Source organism: Marinomonas spartinae (assembly GCF_016461715.1).
GTDB classification, from domain to species: Bacteria; Pseudomonadota; Gammaproteobacteria; order Pseudomonadales; family Marinomonadaceae; genus Marinomonas; species Marinomonas spartinae_A.
Genome location: NZ_JAEMUI010000017.1, coordinates 1 through 16,511, shown reverse-complemented (window position 1 = coordinate 16,511; position 16,511 = coordinate 1). Strand labels below are relative to the sequence as shown.

Genomic DNA, 16,511 nt, shown 5'->3' with positions numbered 1-16,511 from the left:
ACTGTGCTGCACCTTTTGGTCCGCAGTCGCAGTGCATAGCAATAAAAAATTAGATAAAAAGAATAGACAATAAAAAAGCGACTTAAGTCGCTTTTTTATTGTCTTATGTTTTTTTTAGGGTGGTAAAATTATTTGATTTCAACACTCTCACGGCTGTTTCCTGCATCAAAGTATTCTTGGAATACTTTTGGTGTGCGGCCACGGCCTGTCCATTCATGTGTTTTACCATCAATGGTAAGACGGTATTTTGGCTCAACGGTTTTGCCTTTATTAGCGCTGGATTTTGGTGAACTCAATAGGGCTACCTCTTCCATGGTTAGACCGCTTTTCGCAATCAGTGCAGCAATTTCTTCAGCGCGAGCTGCTTTCTCTGCTTCTTCTGCTTGGCGAGCCTGCTCTTCCTCTTTGACTTTTTCTAATGCATTTGTGAAACCAGCAATAAGGTTTTCAAGTTGAGCAACCGTTAGTTCTTTCGCTGCGGCACGTGCTTTGGCTTTATTGCCAGCTAATTCAAGTAATAAACTCATAGGTATCCCCTAATATATCTGTTAAGAACGGATTGTTTTGTGTTCTACACCGAAAAAGAGATTCATCCTTAGACTCAATAAGTGTCGAAATGATACTGACAAAGGACGCTTGGTTGTCTTTTTGCCAGCTGACATGCGAATAAACAATATCCGCAGATGACTCAGTTACTGTAAAATGATCCAATGGATTGTTCTATAGTTTGACTCATATTTTAACTATTTCAAGTTTGTTTGCCGATTCTAATAAAAAAAATCCAAAGATGCGACACAAATAAAAGAGTCTAATGATTGAAAAGTGTAAAAAACGGGGTAAAAAATGAGGCAGATAGCAAATACCTTGAGTAATGAGTTTTCTTTAACAAATAAAATGAGTGAAAGTATTATTTGTTTATTCGAAGAAGGCGTCAGTGTTCCTTTTATTGCTCGCTATCGTAAGGATATGACGGGAGGAATGAGCGATGTGAATCTACGGCGCTTTCATGATCGTTGGTTATATCTTGTTGAGCTATATAAGCGCCAGCATAGTATTCTGGAAAGTTTGAAATCTATTACACCTTATCCACTAGAAGTGGCAGATAAAATAAAACGGGCTGAAACGAAAACAGAGTTAGAAGATCTCTATGCACCGTTTAAAAAAACTCGTAAAACAAATGCAGACTTGGCGAGAGGGCTGGGCTTAGGGCCTTTGGCAGAACGTTTGTGGGCTCAGTCTGGAGACGATGAGTGGGCACTCGTTGCAATATGGCTTAAGTCTAACCATGATGTACCTATGTCTCTTGAGGACGCGCTAAAAGGTGCTCAAGAGATCATCATGGAGACTCTGTCTATGAATAGCGATCTGTTAAAAAAAGGCCGGACTGTGCTATTGGCGAAAGGGGAGCTAGTCAGTAAGGTTATTCGGGGGAAGCAAGAAATAGGAGATAAATATAAAGATTATTTTGATTATCAAGAGCCGATTAAGAAAGTACCGCCCCATCGTTTATTAGCGCTTTTTCGTGGTAAAAAGGAGTCGATGTTAAAATTGGGGATTCGATATTCTGAAGCAGGGTTAGAAAAAGAGGTTCCTTCATGGCTGAACATTCCGGCATTAAATAATCTCTTTTCTACATCCGTGTCCTCTTCTTCTCCTTTAACAAAGCGTCAGTATGACTATTTATCGCTTGCTTGGCAAAGCAGGTTATTCTCAAAGCTAGAAGCTGATGTCTTGTCTGAATTAAAGGAGCGTGCTGAAGCAGGGGCAATAAAGGTATTTGCCGATAACCTCAATGATTTATTAATGTCAGCGCCGGCGGGGGCGTGTCGTGTATTAGGGGTGGACCCAGGTTTTCGAAATGGTGTGAAACTGGCGGTCATTGATGAGTTGGCTCAGGTAAAAGAATCGGCTGTGATTTACCCTTTTTCATCAGATAAGCAAGCGCAGGCAGCGAGAGACACATTACGGTCGTTGCTGAAAAGATATCAGATAAATTGGTTGGCGATTGGTAATGGAACCGCATCTAGAGAAACGGAGGCTTTTTGTACTGATTTAATTAGATCAGAAAAACTAGACTGTAAAACAGTGGTTGTGAGTGAAGCGGGTGCGTCGGTTTACTCGGCGTCTGAAGTGGCAATAGCCGAGTTCCCGGATTTAGATGTAACGATCCGAGGGGCCATCTCCATAGCCAGGCGTTTTCAGGATCCTTTGGCAGAATTGGTTAAGATTGAGCCTCAGGCGATAGGAGTGGGTCAGTATCAACATGATGTAAAGCCCAGCCAGCTAGTGAAGTCGCTGAGCGCAGTGGTAGAGGATTGTGTTAATAAAGTGGGGGTCGACGTGAATCTGGCCTCAGCCTCCTTACTGTCTTATGTCTCTGGTTTAAGCGCCCGGTTGGCGCAAAATATCGTTGACTATCGTGCTCAAAAGGGTCGTATTGAATCCCGTCATGAGTTGTTAAGCATCAAAGGAATTGGTGAGAAGTGTTTTGAGCAATGCGCAGGATTTATCAGAGTGTTGAATGGCAAAGAACCATTGGATGCATCCGCAGTGCATCCAGAATCGTATTGTGTGGTGAAGCAAATGGCTACTCGACTTGGGGTGAAAGCCAGCGAGTTAATGAGAAATAGCGCATTGCTAAATCAGCTCAAAAGCGAACCAGACTTTGCGACTCAAGTGGGAAGTTATACCTTTACAGATATTCTGGATGAACTGTCAAAGCCTGGCCGAGATCCTCGGCCTGAGTTTCTCTATGCGGCCTTTGATCATAGTGTTCAGAATATGAATGACTTACATGAGGGGATGACGCTTGAGGGGGTTGTGACCAACGTGGCGGCGTTTGGAGCCTTTGTGGATGTTGGCGTGCATCAAGATGGATTGGTGCATATATCGCAACTAGCGGATCGTTTTGTCAAAGACCCAAGGGAGGTGGTTCGAGTGGGAGATATCATTAAGGTTGTGGTCTTAGAGGTGGATGTGCCGAGAAAACGGATCAGCTTAAAGGCTCAAGGAGTATAAGCTATTAATCTTCTTAGATGCTAGTTGATCTAATGGGTAGATTAGATAGTCTAATGGAAATGAAAAAGCCCATAATGTGTACCCTGTTTAATAGGAATACGCATTATGGGCTTTGGCTTTGTTTCGTAGGAGAATGCTAAACGATAGCGTTGCGATTATACCGCTTCAGCAATATGGGCTTTAGCTTTGCTAAAGGCCTCTTCACCTGGCTCGCCAAGTGCTTGACCGCCAGCAACAAAGGTGTTTTTCACGTTCAAACCGATAAAACCTAAGAAGGTTTGGATATGAGGAACTTGATGGTCGGCAGGTGTATCTGCTAAGAAGCTGCCGCTTGCTGCAAAAACATAAGCGTCTTTGTTAACAAGCCCAACCGGGCCGGTTTCAGTGTATTTAAAAGTGCGACCAGCGCGTGCAATGTAGTCAAAATAAGCTTTCAAAGTCGATGGAATGCCGAAGTTATACATTGGTGCAGAAACGATCACGATATCAGCGGCTTCTAACTCTTCAATTAACTCGTCACCAATGGCAACAATGGCTTTTTGTTCTGGAGTGCGATCTGCTTCTGGCGTGAAAAGAGCGCCAAGTGTTTCACCCGTAAAATGTGGTAAAGGGTTGGCAGTCACATCGCGAGATACAACTTTTCCTTCGGGGTTTTTCGCTAACCACTTTTCAACAAATTCGTTGGCCAGTTGGCGAGATTTTGAGTTGTCACCAGAAGCACTAGAGTCAATACGTAATAAAGTCGGCATTATTTACTCTCCAATTATCATTAATGGGATCATTCTGTCCCGTGAGTTTATTAATGAGGCTATAATAAAGACAGTTTATTCGATAAGAAAGCGCATTATTTAGCGGATAGTGATCGAAAAATACGATATATAATGACGAAAAAATCATATTTTGTGTGATGATAGCTAGGTCGGTCGGGATTTATCCCGACACAGGAGTAGGAGGAGCATGGGGACGTCAGACTGAAGTCTAACAATCATACAAGGAGATGGTAGGTCGTGGCTTTAGCCCGACAATTAGTTATTTGATCGGGGTCTTGTAGATCGCAGCTTCAGTACAAAAGTACTTGTTAAACTGAAGCTGAGATCCAACCTCAATGCGCTTGAAATAAGGAAAAATTATGTCATGGAATGACTTGAGAAAAGGAAGATATTCACAAAATAATGGAGAATATTTTGTTACGTTTAATACTCAAAATAGATATCCATATTTTAAGGACTTCAATGTAGCACAGTTATTCTGCCAACAAATACAAGTAAACGAAACTCAGTTTGATTGTGTTTGGTTGGCTTGGGTTTTGATGCCGGATCATTTTCATGGGTTGGTTCGGCTCGAATCGGACCAATCAAGCTTGTCGAGTGTTATTAGATCGCTAAAGGGGGGCAGTGCTAAGCAAATCAATAGATCTTTAATGAAACAGGGAAGGCTTTGGCAGCCATCATTTTATGACAGGGCTTTGCGAAGAGACGAAGATCGTAAAAATATAGCACGATACATCGTTGTCAACCCCTTAAGAAAAGGTTTAGTTAAAAGTATAAGAAACTATCCGTACTGGAATGCAATATATTTATAGACACGGGTAGGTTGCCATGTATTGTTGGAAGGCAGCCCGACAAAAACCGTAGGACTAAACTCCAACCTACAATAATACAACGAATGGTAGGTCGCCTAACTGACACGGTTTAAATGTAGGTCGCGGCTTTAGCCCGACAAAAGCCGTTGGACTAAAGTCCAACCTACAATAATACAATGAATGGTAGGTCGCCTGACAGACACGGTTTAAATGTAGGTCGCGGCTTCAGCCCGACAAAAGCCGTTGGACTAAAGTCCAACCTACAATAATACAATGAATGGTAGATTGCCTGATAGACACGGTTTAAATGTAGATCGTGGCTTTAGCCCGACAAAAACCGTTGTACTAAAGTCCAACCTACAATAATACAATGAATGGTAGATTGCCTGATAGGCACGGTTAAAATGTAGGTCGCGGCTTTAGCCCGACAAAAACCGTTGGACTAAAGTCCAACCTACAGTAATACAACGAATGGTAGATTGCCTGACAGACATGGTTAAAATGTAGATCGTGGCTTTAGCCCGACAAAAACCGTTGGACTAAGGTCCAGCCTACAATAATACAGCGAATGGTAGGTCGCCTGACAGATACGGTTTAAATGTAGGTCGCGGCTTCAGCCCGACAAAAGCCGTTGGACTAAAGTCCAACCTACAATAATACAATGAATGGTAGATTGCCTGATAGACACGGTTTAAATGTAGGTCGCGGCTTCAGCCCGACAACTGAAGTCGAATCTACAAAGTGTTTTTAATGTTTAATAAAAGAGAGAGCAATATTGAAAGCCCCAAGAGTGACATTAGAGCAATGGCGTGTTTTGCAAGCAGTTGTCGATAAAGGCGGGTTTGCGCAAGCGGCTGAAGCCTTGCATAAAAGCCAATCATCAGTGAGTTATACGGTGGCCCGTCTTCAGGAACAACTTGGTTACCCTTTACTGATTATCGAAGGCCGCAAAGCAAAATTAACCGAGCGGGGAGAGGTCTTATTACGACGATCGCGGCACTTAATCCAAGAAGCGGTGGATTTGGAGGAATTAGCGAAAACCTTAGGACAAGGCTGGGAGCCAGAATTAGAAGTGGTTGTCGATCAAGTCTTTCCGACCCCCGCATTATTAAGAGCATTACGAGCGTTCGAGCCACAAAGTCAAGGGACTCTGGTGCAATTGAAAGAGGTGGTGTTAAGTGGTGGTATAGAGGCGCTTAAACAGGGGCATCCAGACCTAGTGCTAAGTAGTATTGTGCCCAAAGGCTACCTTGCTGATCCCATTGTGGAGGTCGAATTGGTGGCGGTTGTAGCAGCGGATCATCCCTTGAATCAAGAAACACTTCCCATTAATAATGAGCGACTCAGTCAAGAGCTGCAACTGGTTATTCGTGATTCCGCAGTAGAAAGCTCGGTGGATGCGGGCTGGCTTGGAACCGACCGCCGTTGGACGGTTTCCAGTGTGCAATCCGCATTAGAAATTGTCTCAAGTGGCGTTGGCTTTGCTTGGTTGCCAAAAGCGGATATTAGCGATGCGTTACAAAGTGGCAAGCTGAAACGATTAAATCTTGTTTCAGGGAGCGAACGTACCTTTTATGTGTATGCTATTTTTGGTAAAGGAGAGCGCACTGGCCCCGCAGCAAGATTGTTCGTTGAGCTTCTTCAGAAGGAATGTAGCCGTTGTCCGAGTGTAAAATAAAATGCCACCTGTTTTAGGTGGCATCTAGGTGTATGCAGAGCATTTACTTTACTTTGTTGACTTCTTACTGATAACCATTTGGGTTTTTGCTTTGCCAGTTCCATGCGTCATGGCACATATCTTCCAAAGATAACTCTACCTGCCAATTTAATTCGTTTTTGGCTTTTGTTGCATCAGCATAAAATTCAGCAATATCGCCCTCGCGTCTTGGAGCAATCTGGTAGCAGATCTTTTTATCTGCGGCCTTTTCAAACGCTTTTACTACATCTAAAACGCTATAACCCTTTCCAGCACCAAGATTATAGGCTTCAACGCTTGGTGTTTTGTTGAGTGCTAACTTTTTGAGGGCTTTAATATGGCCTAATGCTAAATCAACTACATGAATATAATCGCGTACCCCTGTACCGTCATGGGTTGGGTAATCGCCCCCAAATATATTTAATTTGTCGCGTTTGCCTATCGCAACTTGAGTGATAAACGGCATCAGATTGTTTGGGATGCCGTTAGGATCTTCACCCATTAACCCGCTAGGATGAGCACCAACAGGATTGAAATAACGCAACAATGAAATATTCCATATAGAATCCGCTTTAAAAGCATCCTGAAGGAACTGCTCTATCATTACTTTCGTCCGGCCATATGGGCTGGTTGAGCTTAAAGGAAAATGTTCGATATAGGGAATTGGGTTGTTTTCCCCATAAACAGTTGCAGATGAACTAAATACCAAATCAAAGACATGATGCTTTTGCATTATGTCGAGAAGAACTAACGTCCCAGTGAGATTGTTATGATAGTAGCTCAGGGGGATTTTTGTTGACTCACCAACAGCCTTTAATCCCGCAAAATGGATAACCGCGTCGATAGGATGTTTTTGAAAAATGTTTTCTAAGTTCGGCTTATCTAACAAGTCTAGCTTATAAAAAGTGACTTTCTTGCTAGTGATTTGTGCGATCCGCTCCAAAACGAGTGGGCTAGAATTACAAAGGTTGTCGACGACTATGACATCGTAACCTTGATTTAATAACTCAACACAAGTATGGCTTCCAATAAAGCCTGTACCACCTGTCACTAATATTGTTTTCACATTAAACCCTTGTCTTCTCTATGTGGAGGAGGAAATTTTACAGAAAGAGTCATGGTAATGCTATTGATCTAAGCTGTAATAGATTTGTTAATAATGTGCTATTTTTAATGATTGTCATAAAAAAAATGACAATTCAACTTGAGCAAAAAAGAGAGTCGCGGTCTAATGGTCACAATTCTTTCATCTACTCATACTTTTATTTACCAATAAAACGCCAATAAATTAAGGACGCTTGATGACTCTTGATGTTGCTATTTTGGCTGCCGGTAAAGGCAGTCGAATGAAGTCTAACTTACCAAAAGTACTGCATAAAATAGCGGGCACACCTATGGTTCAACATGTTTTAAATACTGCTAAAGAGCTACCAGGGGCCAAATTACATCTTATTGTTGGGCATGAAGGAGAAAAAGTTTCTGCTGAATGTCAAAAATTTTCGGCCAATATTGTTTGGCAAAATAATCCACAAGGCACGGGTGATGCATTGCGTCGAGTGGCGCCTCATTTGCAGGTCGGCGGATCGACTTTGACCCTATACGGTGATGTACCCTTAATACAGGCAAGCACACTAAACGCCATGACGGCGTTGTCTTCTCCTAATACATTGGTTTTACTCACGATAAAACTTAAAAATCCAACGGGCTATGGTCGAATTGTTCGTAATGACCAAGAGCAAGTGGTTGCCATTGTTGAACAAAAAGACGCTTCTGCTAAAGAATTGCTAATCAATGAAGTGAATACGGGGATCTTATTAGCGCCTAATAATCATCTACAAAAATGGCTAGCAGCGTTGAGCAACAATAATGCCCAAGGAGAGTATTATCTCACTGATATTATTGCTATGGCCGCGCAAGATGGCGTAGAGATTGTTACTGTTCACCCCGAAAACGAAGCAGAGGTTTCTGGTGTCAATGATAGAATTCAGCTATCGGCCCTTGAGCGAGAAATGCAAAATCAGCAAGCAAGAGTGTTGATGGAAAATGGTGCAAGCTTGTTAGACCCTGCACGAATTGATATTCGTGGCGAACTCAGCACGGGGCAGGATGTGATTATCGACATCAACTGTATTTTCGAAGGCAATGTTGTCTTGGGTGACAATGTAGAGATCGGTGCTAACTGCCATCTAAAAGATTGTCAAATTGGTGATGGCACAATTCTAAAAAGTCATACGTTGATTGAAGACAGTATTGTAGGTAAACACTGCGATATTGGTCCTTTTGCTCGACTGCGCCCCGGTACTCAGCTTGCCGACAAAGCTAAAATCGGTAACTTTGTCGAAACCAAAAAAGCCATCATTGGTGAGGGAAGCAAGGTTAACCATTTAAGTTATATTGGCGATACGCACATGGGGGCTGGTGTCAATGTGGGAGCAGGAACTATCACCTGTAATTATGATGGCATGCATAAACATTTGACCCAAGTAGCTGACAATGTCTTTATTGGTTCCAATTCCTCATTAGTAGCGCCCGTAAGCATAGGTGAAGGAGCCACCGTGGCTGCAGGCTCAACGATCACACGCGATGTTGAAGCGAATCAACTAGTGTTAGCCAGAAGCCGGCAAACACAAAAAGACAATTGGATTCGCGTTGCTAAAAAGTCTTAACCAAAGTGTATCGTGTCTAAAGTATTTTAACTGAAATGTCTAAGCCTATAAGTCTTAGCTATTTGTCTCTATTGAATAATATCAAGCTCTTCTTTATAAAGTAGTTTGATAAGTCTTAGAAAGGATTTATCCATGTGTGGAATTGTTGGCGCGATCGCTCGCCGTAATGTATCAAAAATTTTAATCGAAGGGTTAAGTCGACTAGAATACCGTGGCTATGACTCCTCAGGTATCGCTATTAACAATGGTAATGGTGTGTTTGCACACCGAGCAGTAGGTAAAGTACAAGCCCTCAAGGATAAGTTCGATGTTGAGCCGCTGGATGGTAAATTGGGTATTGCTCATACACGTTGGGCAACCCATGGTAAACCCACAGAAGCGAATGCTCATCCACATTTCTCAGGAGGTCATTTAGCTTTAGTGCATAACGGTATTATTGAAAACCACGAGCCACTGCGTCGTGACCTAAAAGCCAAAGGCTATCAGTTTAAATCTGAAACGGATACAGAAGTCATTGTTCACCTTATTGACGATGCTTTAAAAACGGAGTTGGACCTATTAAAAGCGGTACAAAAAACACTAACAAAACTGGAAGGTGCGTTTGCCATTGCGGTGGTAAGCAGTAAAGAGGAAGAGCGTTTTATTGCTGCTCGCAAAGGTAGTCCACTGGTTGTTGGGGTGGGGATCGAAGAGAGCTTTGTGGCATCTGATCAGTTGGCGTTATTGCATGTGACCGACCAGTTTATATTTCTAGAAGAAGGAGATGTGGTTGAGGTAGCACGCGATGCGGTGACCATTTATGATCAAAGTGGTGTAGTGCAAGATCGCCCCATCAGTGTCTTTAATCACAATGTTGATGCCTCCGATAAAGGGGAATTTCGTCATTATATGATGAAAGAGATCTATGAGCAGCCCAAAGTGATTGCGGCTTGCTTAGAAGGTCGAATTAGTGAGTCAAAGGTCCTCACCAGTTGCTTTGGTGCGGATTCTGGCTTTTTGAAAGAGGTAGAAAATGTCCATATCGTCGCTTGCGGCACTAGCTACCATGCCGGATTGGTTGCCAAATATTGGCTTGAGGATTTGGCGGGCGTGCCTTGCAGTGTGGAAGTCGCCAGCGAATATCGTTATCGCAAAGTGGCGGTGCCTAAAAATACGCTGTTTTTAACCTTGTCTCAGTCCGGTGAAACGGCCGATACATTGGCGGCATTACGCATGGCAAAAACACTTGGTTATTTGACGACTCTCGCCATTTGCAATGTGCCTTCTAGTACGCTGGTGCGTGAATCGGCACTCACATTGCTAACCAATGCTGGCGCTGAAATTGGGGTGGCATCAACCAAGGCCTTCACCACACAATTAACAGCATTGTTGATTACTAGTGTAGCAATAGCTGTGGAAAATGGTTTGTCTGCAGAAAAAGAAAAAGCCTTAGTGCAAGCTATGCGATCATTGCCTAGTTATGTGAATGCCGCGCTGCAAGAAGATGCTCACATCAAAAAAATTGCCGATTGCTTTGCAAATAAACATAATGCTTTATTTCTTGGTCGCGGTGCCATGTTCCCTATTGCTTTAGAGGGCGCTTTAAAACTGAAGGAAATCTCTTATATCCACGCGGAAGCATACCCTGCTGGAGAGTTGAAGCATGGTCCATTGGCTTTGGTGGATGAGAATATGCCCATCATTGCTATGGTGCCAAATAACGATATGTTGGATAAGCTAAAGTCTAATCTTCAAGAGGTAGCCGCCCGAGGTGGCGAACTTTACGTCTTTGCAGACAAGGGTACCGAGCTTAATAACGAAGAAAATATTACCTTTACGGAAGTGCCTAAAGTAGAAAGTATCTTAGAGCCGATAGTGCATACCATCCCTCTGCAGCTATTGTCTTACCATGTTGCCGTTGTAAAAGGTACCGATGTAGATCAACCAAGAAATTTGGCAAAATCCGTAACTGTTGAATAATCGTCGCTTGTTGTAGGTCAACATACATTGTTGGAAGTGATCCCGACAATTTATCTGATAGAAATAGTTAGACTAACGTCTGGCCTATAATCATTGCCCAGTAGGGAGCTATCCCGACGATGATTAAGCCTGACACAATGGATATTTTTCAGGCTTAATCCTAAGCTACGGTCAGTGAAGCAGCTTCCTGTCACTGCACAATAATTTAAAATTTTCAATCTCTTTTCTATCACACTGTTTGCATATTTTAATGTTTTCCACTAATATCGTTCACTTGATGAACGGTGCCTTAAGCCAAACTATATATACGCGTAGACTGATGTCTTAATGTTGAGGAAACAGTAGTTTTTTTACATGCTAACAGATGAATATCGTTTTAAGATTCTTAAAGAGCTTCAGCAAGATCCTGACATAAGTCAGCGTGAATTAGCCAGCCGTTTAGGGATTAGTCTTGGCAAGGTGAACTTTTGCTTAAAAGCCTTGATCGAAAAGGGCTTGGTGAAAGTAGAGAATTTTAGAAATAACGCTAATAAAGTCAGTTATCTTTATCTCCTTACGCCAAAAGGAATAGAAGATAGGGCTATATTGACCCGACATTTCTTGCAAAAAAAATTGCAAGAGTATGAAAGCTTAACACAAGAAATTGAAGAGCTTCGAAAAGAAGTCTTAACTAAAAAAAGCGAGAATGATTAGTAGCCTTTGCTTTTTATTGAATTGTTATATAGGTAGGGATGTATTTTGCAAATTATACCCGTTATTTTATCCGGTGGTGTAGGTAGCCGTCTATGGCCACTGTCTCGCGAGCACTTTCCTAAGCAGTGTCTTCCATTGATCGATACTCAATATAGTCTACTACAGCAGACTGCTAAAAGAGTATCTTCTTTAGATATGAGCTTACCAATTATTGTTTGTAATGAAGATCACCGTTTTTTAATTGCCCAGCAATTACAAGAAATTGGTATAAAAAATGCGAGTGTTTTGCTAGAGCCTAATGGTCGTAACACTGCGCCAGCCATCGCGCTGGCTGCTCTGGAAGCCAAGTATAGAGATTTAGGTGACGCTTTATTATTGGTGTTACCTGCTGATCACGTTATTCGTGATACCCAAGCATTTGAAAGAACCATTCAGCAAGCGGCCGAATTAGCACAAGGGGATGCGCTTGTTACCTTTGGTGTGGAGGCAACATGTCCAGAAACAGGTTATGGTTATATTCGCTCTGGGATGAATTTTGCGGTTGCCGAGTTTGTAGAGAAACCAGATCTTGCAACGGCGCGGGTCTATTTGGATTCTGGGGATTATCTATGGAACAGCGGCATGTTCTTATTTAAAGCCAAATCCTATCTAGATGAATTAGCAATCCACCGGGCTGATATTTTCCAAGCGGTGAGTCATGCCTATGAAAAACGCAGTGAAGATAGGGATTTTATACGTATCGATGCGGATATTTTTGCTGCTTGTCCGGAAGAGTCCATAGATTACGCGGTAATGGAGCCTACGCGCAAAGCCAAAGTCGTGCCTTATGCGGGTGATTGGAGTGATATAGGTGCATGGGATGCGCTATATGATTATGCAGAAAAAGACATCGATCAAAATGTATTATTGGGCGATGTCATGTCGGAAGGTACGTCTAACTGCCTAGTGCGCTCCGAATCTCGCTTGATTGCTGCGGTAGGTGTAAAAGATTTAGTAATAGTAGAAACGGCTGATGCCGTTTTAGTCATGGATAAGAATAACGCCCAAGATGTAAAGAAAATTGTTAAGCGCATTCAAAAAGAAGGGCGTGAAGAGCATATGTTTCATACCACGGTACACCGTCCATGGGGAACCTACCAAACGGTGGATTTGGGCGAGCGTCATCAAGTAAAACGTATTATGGTAAAACCGGGTGAAAAACTCAGTGTACAAATGCACCATCATCGTGCTGAACACTGGGTGGTGGTCTCTGGGACAGCGAAAGTACAAAATGGTGATAAAGAAATTCTACTGACGGAAAATGAATCCACCTATATCCCTGTTGGCGTAGTTCATGCTTTAGAAAACCCTGGGAAAATTCCACTGGAATTAGTGGAAGTACAATCAGGAAGTTATCTTGGAGAAGACGACATAGTACGTTTTAGTGATCGTTATGGCCGTTAAAAAAGTAGTTGTTAAGAAAATGACTGCTAATTCAGAGTCTGAACTCGTTAATGTCGATAAGTTAAGTCAGCAACTTGGCGTGGCATTTGGAACGAGTGGTGTACGTGGCCTCGTTAAGGATCTGACTCCAGAACTTTGCTTTGCTTACACTGCTTCGTTTTTGCAAGTTATCTGCCCGACGGCTAAATGTGTGGCAATAGGAATGGATCTACGCCCTAGTAGCCCAGAGATTGCTAAAGCCTGCATTATCGCGGCGAAAGCTGCAGATATAGAAGTGATCAATTGCGGTACTCTACCCACCCCAGCCCTAGCCTATTATGCCATGCAAAACAATATTCCTGCCGTGATGATCACGGGGAGCCATATTCCCTTTGATCGTAATGGTATTAAATTTTATCGGCCAGATGGTGAAATTAGTAAAGCAGACGAAGCGAGCATTATGGCGGGTCAAGTTTCTATATCTGGAACCTTGTTGGCACAAGTTACACAGAGTGAACTTCCTCAGGTCAATGAGCAAGCAATTGCCTTGTTTAAGCAACGTTATATCGATTTATTTCCTGCTAGCATGCTTACGGGCAAACGCATTGGTGTATATGAGCATTCTAGTGTCGCACGAGATGTTATCAAAGAGTTGCTAGTGCATTTTGGTGCCGAAGTTATTTCTTTAGAACGAACCGACACCTTTGTGCCGATTGATACGGAAGCGGTATCAGTAGAGGATAAGCAAAAAGGTCTCGATTGGGCCAAAACACATAACCTAGATGCCATTATCTCAACCGATGGTGATGGCGATCGACCATTGATAGCTAACGAACATGGAGAGTGGCTTCGAGGAGATATTCTTGGTGTGTTGTGTGCCGATTATTTAGGGGCTACTCATGTGGCTGCACCCGTGAATGTGAATACAGTTCTTGAATTAAGAAGTGAATTTCAAAGTCCCAAAAGAAAAACATTACGCACCAAGATTGGCTCCCCTTATGTAATTGCTGGCATGGAGACGCTTTTGAAAGAAACACCACAAGCTCGGGTAGTGGGGTATGAGGCCAATGGTGGGTTTTTGGTGGGGGCGAATTTTGTGGTGAATGGCGAAATCTTGCATGCTTTGCCGACGCGTGACTCCCTGTTACCTTCCTTAATTGTATTGGCTATGTCGTTGGAGCAGATGAGACCTATAAGTCAACTTAGTTTAGAATTGTCATCACGCTTTACTGCTAGCGATCGAATTAAAAATATCTCGACTAAAAAAAGTGATAATTTAATTAAAAAAATCAAATTTAATGAGACAAAAAAAAATGAATTTCTGTCACATATAAATTTTTTATTAAGTGACTTTGAATCTTTGGAGATAGTGAGTATTGACGAAACTGATGGCTTTCGTATTCTATTGAATAATGGTGATATAGTTCACATGAGGCCTTCTGGTAATGCGCCTGAGTTAAGATTTTATTGCGAAGTTGGCGTTAAAGATAAAGAAAAATATTTAATTGAAAATATTGTTGAATATTTCTCAAAAGAGTTAGATTCTTAAGCATGAATAAGGTTTGATATGAAGATTTTAGTTACTGGTGGTGCGGGCTTTATTGGTAGTGCTCTTGTCCGACATATTTTAACTGATACTGAGTATGATGTTGTAAATTTAGATAAGCTGACTTACGCTGGAAATTTAGATTCCATTCCAGACTCTATAAAAAGTGATCGTTATTCGTTTGAGAGAGTTGATATTTGTGACGCTAATGAACTTAACAGAGTATTTGATACTCATAAACCAGATGTGGTTATGCATCTGGCCGCTGAAAGTCATGTTGATCGTTCTATAGATGGCCCAGGCGAGTTTATTCATACTAATATAGTTGGAACTTACACATTACTAGAGGTTGCGCGTAAGTATTGGATATCCTTGGAAAAAGAAAAAAAAGATGATTTTCGCTTTCATCATATATCAACAGATGAGGTCTATGGAGATTTACCGCACCCAAAAAATATGATGAAAGGAAAAGATCTACCACTATTTACTGAAGTTACGCCATATTCACCAAGTTCACCATATTCAGCCAGTAAAGCAAGTTCAGATCATCTTGTTCGGGCGTGGCATCGGACTTATGGTTTGCCTATACTGATTACTAATTGTTCTAATAATTACGGACCTTATCATTTTCCAGAGAAACTTGTTCCTCATATTATCCTGAGTGCTCTTTCAGGGAAGTCTTTACCTGTTTATGGAGATGGATCACAAATTCGAGACTGGTTATATGTAGAAGATCATGCGAGAGCATTATTATTAGTAGTCACCAAAGGTGAAATTGGTGAAACTTATAATATAGGCGGTCATAATGAACAATGTAATTTAGATGTGGTTTATACAATTTGTAATTTATTAGAAGAATTAGTTCCAGAAAAACCAGAGGGTATTAGAAATTATCGTGATTTGGTGACGTTTGTAGAAGATCGACCCGGGCACGATTTACGATATGCTATTGATGCTAGTAAAATAATGGAAAAGCTTAACTGGGTTCCTAATGAAACATTTGAAACTGGCATGAGAAAAACTGTTAAGTGGTATTTGAACAACGATTCTTGGTGGTTAAGAGTAATAAACGGTGACTATAAAATGAAACGACTAGGTAATGGAGCTGAATAGTGAAGGGTATTATATTAGCAGGTGGTTCTGGTACTCGTTTATACCCTATAACTCAGGGTGTATCTAAGCAGCTATTAGCTGTTTACGATAAGCCAATGATTTATTATCCGATTTCTGTATTGATGTTAGCAGGTATTAAAGAGATTTTGATAATAACTACTCCAGAGGATGTTTATAGTTTTAAAAGACTTCTAGGCACTGGTTCACAATTTGGTGTGAATTTAAAATATGAAATTCAGAAATCCCCTGATGGACTGGCTCAAGCTTTTATTATAGGTGAAGATTTTATAGGAAATGATTCTGTATGTTTAGCATTAGGGGATAATATTTTTTGGGGGCAAGGTTTTTCTAATTTATTGAAAAAAGCCGCATGTAATGAACGAGGTGCCACAATTTTTGGCTATAAAGTTCGTGATCCTGAACGTTTTGGGGTTGTAGAATTTGATGATAATCAAAAAGTACTTAGTTTAGAAGAAAAACCGAAAAACCCTCGTTCAGATTTTGCTGTTACAGGTTTGTATTTTTACGATAATCGAGTTGTTGATATTGCTAAATCTGTTGAACCTTCTTCAAGAGGCGAATTAGAAATCACATCCATTAATCAGAAGTATTTAGAATGTGGAGAGCTTAATATTGAATTGCTGGGAAGAGGTTTCGCTTGGCTAGATACTGGTACTCATGATAGTTTGCATGAGGCATCTTCTTTTGTAGAAACTATTGAAAAACGACAAGGTTTTAAAATAGCGTGTTTAGAAGAAATTGCTTATAGAAATAAATGGGTAACAAAAGATAATATGATGAAATATATAGGCCCAT

13 protein-coding genes are annotated in these 16,511 nt (G+C 41.5%); 10 read left to right on the top strand and 3 right to left on the bottom strand.

The window, feature by feature from the left end:
* Positions 1–128 precede the first annotated feature (128 nt).
* Positions 129–527 (bottom strand): H-NS family nucleoid-associated regulatory protein, encoded by a 399-nt coding sequence (locus JHD45_RS15380; RefSeq protein ID WP_199477401.1) that lies wholly within the window; start codon positions 525–527, stop codon positions 129–131.
* A 316-nt stretch (positions 528–843) separates the two neighbouring features.
* On the opposite strand from JHD45_RS15380, the gene JHD45_RS15375 reads away from it, so the two are divergent.
* Complete coding sequence (locus JHD45_RS15375) at positions 844–3,018, top strand: Tex family protein (RefSeq protein ID WP_199477400.1); 2,175 nt, start codon at positions 844–846, stop codon at positions 3,016–3,018.
* A gap of 155 nt (positions 3,019–3,173) precedes the next feature.
* Here JHD45_RS15375 and JHD45_RS15370 read toward each other — a convergent pair whose 3' ends face one another.
* Positions 3,174–3,767, bottom strand: a complete 594-nt coding sequence (locus tag JHD45_RS15370; protein WP_199477399.1) for an FMN-dependent NADH-azoreductase — start codon at positions 3,765–3,767, stop codon at positions 3,174–3,176.
* Between the two features lie 380 nt (positions 3,768–4,147).
* Here JHD45_RS15370 and JHD45_RS15365 point away from each other — a divergent pair, with 380 nt between their 5' ends.
* Complete coding sequence (locus tag JHD45_RS15365) at positions 4,148–4,600, top strand: REP-associated tyrosine transposase (RefSeq protein ID WP_199477398.1); 453 nt, start codon at positions 4,148–4,150, stop codon at positions 4,598–4,600.
* Between the two features lie 775 nt (positions 4,601–5,375).
* Positions 5,376–6,278, top strand: a complete 903-nt coding sequence (locus JHD45_RS15360; RefSeq protein ID WP_199477397.1) for a LysR family transcriptional regulator — start codon at positions 5,376–5,378, stop codon at positions 6,276–6,278.
* Between the two features lie 64 nt (positions 6,279–6,342).
* On the opposite strand, the gene galE is transcribed toward JHD45_RS15360, so the two are convergent.
* Positions 6,343–7,362, bottom strand: a complete 1,020-nt coding sequence (gene galE / locus JHD45_RS15355; protein ID WP_199477396.1) for a UDP-glucose 4-epimerase GalE — start codon at positions 7,360–7,362, stop codon at positions 6,343–6,345.
* 235 nt (positions 7,363–7,597) lie between these two features.
* Between galE and glmU the strand changes: the two genes are divergently transcribed.
* The 7 genes from glmU to rfbA all read left to right on the top strand — a co-directional run.
* Entirely contained in the window at positions 7,598–8,962 is a 1,365-nt protein-coding gene (gene glmU / locus JHD45_RS15350; protein ID WP_199477395.1) for a bifunctional UDP-N-acetylglucosamine diphosphorylase/glucosamine-1-phosphate N-acetyltransferase GlmU, read from the top strand.
* 132 nt (positions 8,963–9,094) lie between these two features.
* Positions 9,095–10,921, top strand: a complete 1,827-nt coding sequence (gene glmS / locus JHD45_RS15345) for a glutamine--fructose-6-phosphate transaminase (isomerizing) (protein ID WP_199477394.1) — start codon at positions 9,095–9,097, stop codon at positions 10,919–10,921.
* A 354-nt stretch (positions 10,922–11,275) separates the two neighbouring features.
* A complete protein-coding gene (locus tag JHD45_RS15340) occupies positions 11,276–11,614 on the top strand; it encodes a MarR family EPS-associated transcriptional regulator (protein WP_199477393.1) in 339 nt (112 codons plus the stop codon).
* Between the two features lie 45 nt (positions 11,615–11,659).
* On the top strand, positions 11,660–13,057 hold the full coding sequence (locus tag JHD45_RS15335; RefSeq protein WP_199477392.1) for a mannose-1-phosphate guanylyltransferase/mannose-6-phosphate isomerase: 1,398 nt from the start codon (positions 11,660–11,662) through the stop codon (positions 13,055–13,057).
* Positions 13,047–14,585, top strand: coding sequence for a phosphomannomutase (locus JHD45_RS15330; protein ID WP_233407869.1), 1,539 nt, complete (start codon positions 13,047–13,049; stop codon positions 14,583–14,585). The genes JHD45_RS15335 and JHD45_RS15330 overlap by 11 nt, the downstream gene beginning before the upstream one ends.
* Before the next feature lie 18 nt (positions 14,586–14,603).
* Positions 14,604–15,695 (top strand): dTDP-glucose 4,6-dehydratase, encoded by a 1,092-nt coding sequence (rfbB, locus tag JHD45_RS15325; protein WP_199477391.1) that lies wholly within the window; start codon positions 14,604–14,606, stop codon positions 15,693–15,695.
* Positions 15,695–16,511 (top strand): glucose-1-phosphate thymidylyltransferase RfbA (gene rfbA / locus JHD45_RS15320; RefSeq protein WP_199477390.1); only part of this gene is annotated, 817 nt, incomplete at its 3' end. The genes rfbB and rfbA, both read left to right, overlap by 1 nt.